The following is a 2,737-nucleotide window of genomic DNA, read 5'->3' as shown; positions in this document are numbered from 1 at the left end:
TACGCCAAGACAGTCGACATCAAGCGAGCCAAAACCGTGCTTGTCGCCGACGGTGCACTGTCCGAAGCACACGACGCACGCATCTTCCGGCTCTACCGACCGCGCGTCGAATCGGTCAGCGGCCTGCACTACGGCGCCTCCACCGGTGTGCAGATCGAGCTGTGGGAATTCTCGCCCACCGAAATTCAACTGCCCGTAGAGAATTCGCTGACCCGCCGCACAATCCTACCGTCCGAAGCGGTACGCGGCACCGTCGAGCGGTTCGGCAAGACCTGGCCGACCATCGAGAACATGTTCGCCGACCACGCGTCGGACATCAATTTCGACATCGACATCGTCTTCTCATGGGTCGACGGTTCGTCGGCCGAATTCCAGGCACAACGCGCACGCCGCATGCAGAACTATGTTGTGGGCGAGGGTGATTCGTCGGCGGCCCGCTTCCGGCAAATCGACGAACTGAAGTACGCGCTGCGGTCGATTCACATGTACGCGCCGTGGATTCGACGCATCTTCGTAGCCACCGACTCCGACCGCCCTTCGTGGCTCGCCGACGACCCAAGGGTGCGATTCGTGCCCAGCGAGGTGTTCTTCGTCGACAAATCCGTTTTGCCGACGCACAACTCGCAGGCAGTCGAGAGCCAGCTCCACCACATTCCGGGGCTGTCCGAGCACTTCCTGTACTCGAACGACGACATGTTCTTCGGCCGTCCGGTCGGACCGCAGATGTTCTTCTCCCCCGGCGGCATCAGCATGTTCATCGAAGCCACGACCCGTATCGGGTTGGGCTACAACGACGCCGACCGCAGCGGCTTCGAGAACGCAGCGCGAGTGAACCGTCGGCTGCTGCAGGATCGATTCGGCATGACGACCACCCGCCACCTCGAACACGCCGCCACTCCCCTGCGCAAATCGGTGATGCGGGAAATGGAAAACGAGTTCGCGGACGAATTCGCCGCCACCGCAGCCAGCGTGTTCCGCGCGAGCACCAACATCTCGGTGACGAACTCGCTGTACCACTACTACGCACTGATGAGCGGACGCGCCGTGGTGCAACGCGACGCCAAGGTTACCTATATCGACACCACGGCGCACTCGGGTCTGCACGCGATGGAGAACCTGCTGCCGAAGCGGAGCGTCGACTTCTTCTGCCTCAACGACGGCAGCTTCCCCGAGGTCGATCTGGACGTCAGGACACGTCGGGTGACCGAGTTCCTCGATCGATACTTTCCGATCGCGGCGCCGTGGGAAACCGGCGCTACAGACTGACTCGCGAACTCCTGGTGCTCTCGGCGATGCGAACACCCGACTTCTCGAGACGACGTGCGACCTCGTCGGCGGGCACGTACTCGCCGACGGTGTCGTAGGTGCCGATGGGCACCACCGAATGTACGACCGTGTCGTCGTACACGTGGACCAGATTGAACGCCTGCGCCCCGTCACGGCCGCGAATGGCTCCCGGCGGCACGTTCAGGTCCTGCGTGTAGCAGGTCGCCGACGCCACGGACACCGGAATACCGGCGAACGTCGCGGACGTCGAATAGTGCAGGTGGCCCGCCAGGATCGACCGAATGTCGGAGCCGCGCACCGCCTCCGCCAGGCTGCTCTGGTCGAGCAACTCCACGAGCACGGCGAGATCGAGCACCGTCGGCACGGGCGGGTGGTGCATCGCGAGAATGGTGCCGAACTCGGCGGGCGTATCCAACTCCGCACGGAGCCAATCCAATTGAGCAGCCGACACCTCACCGTGGTGTGCACCGGGAACCGTCGAATCCAACGTGATCACACGCAGGCCGTCGATGTCGTGCACTCGATCCACCGAGCCTGTTGTCGGCTCCTGATCGAGTAGCCGCGCACGGAAATTGGCTCGGTCGTCGTGGTTGCCCATGGCCCAGACGATGCGCGCATCCAACTCTTCGGCAAGGGGCTCGACGATCGCACGCAGCCTGTCGTAGGCACCCGCTTCACCACGATCGGTGAGGTCTCCGGTGAACACCAACGCGTCGGGCCGCACACCCGACGAACGCACATCCCCGAGAATGCGTTGCAGTCTGGCCGTGCTGTCGACGCCACCGTACAGATTTCCACCTTCGACGAGATGGGTGTCGCTGAGGTGAAGGAGGCAATGATTCGGGCGTGGGTGCTCCGCCGTCCGAGCCTTCATCGGTGTCTCGCTTCCGATCGGCCGTGAGGAAGACGCGCTGTCCGCGCGCCTGATGTTCCAGACTAACCACACTTGCTGTGAGTTTCTGCGAACGCCGGGCCAACGAGGAGCGAACACCTGCGCGTCCGGCGTGGCCGTGTCGCGAGAAGACACGACCACGCCGGACGCATGGGGACTACTGGGACAGTACCCGCAGGTGCTCGTCGGCGCCGCCGAGTGTGTGCTCGATGGCGGTCAATCTGCTGACGTAGTGCCCGACGGGGTACTCGGCGGTGACGCCGATGCCGCCGTGCAACTGAATCGCTTCCTGGCCGAGCTTGCGTGCGGACCGGGAGATCTGCAGCTTCGCCCGCGAGGCGACCTTGGGAGCGACGACGTCGTCCGCGAGATTCATCGTCGCGTACAGGGCCATGCTGCGTGCCAACTCGAGCAGGACGTACATATCCGCCGCGCGGAACGTGAGCGCCTGGAACTTCGCGAGCGGCACCCCGAACTGCTTGCGCGCCTTGAGGTAGTCCGTCGTGAGCCGCAGCGCTTCCTCCATCGCGCCGAGCGCCTCGGCGCACAGTGCGGCCT

Annotated in this window: 3 protein-coding genes; 1 reads left to right on the top strand and 2 read right to left on the bottom strand. The window is 64.1% G+C overall.

The genetic code is table 11. The features are described from left to right. The coding region (locus WBQ44_RS15175; protein ID WP_495567501.1) for a stealth family protein at positions 1-1,266 on the top strand (1,266 nt) is incomplete at its 5' end. On the opposite strand, the gene WBQ44_RS15170 is transcribed toward WBQ44_RS15175, so the two are convergent. Together WBQ44_RS15170 and WBQ44_RS15165 are read right to left on the bottom strand one after the other, a co-directional pair. Then, positions 1,256-2,161 carry a phosphodiesterase gene (locus WBQ44_RS15170; protein WP_495567500.1) on the bottom strand — a complete coding sequence of 302 codons (906 nt, stop codon included), beginning with the start codon at positions 2,159-2,161 and terminating at the stop codon, positions 1,256-1,258. The two genes, WBQ44_RS15175 and WBQ44_RS15170, sit on opposite strands and share 11 nt — an antisense overlap. Before the next feature lie 175 nt (positions 2,162-2,336). Then, positions 2,337-2,737 (bottom strand): acyl-CoA dehydrogenase family protein (locus tag WBQ44_RS15165; RefSeq protein WP_495567499.1); only part of this gene is annotated, 401 nt, incomplete at its 5' end.

Origin of the sequence: Rhodococcus sp. (in: high G+C Gram-positive bacteria) (genome assembly GCF_049591685.1) — a bacterium.
In the GTDB taxonomy this organism is placed as follows: Bacteria; Actinomycetota; Actinomycetes; order Mycobacteriales; family Mycobacteriaceae; genus Rhodococcoides.
Note: the sequence above shows the minus strand (reverse complement) of the source record. Positions and strands in the feature narration are given on the sequence as shown.

Excerpts from the sequence above, each read along its gene's own strand:
- WBQ44_RS15170 (WP_495567500.1), bottom strand. The coding sequence starts at position 2,161 with ATGAAGGCTCGGACGGCGGAGCACCCACGCCCGAATCATTGCCTCCTT.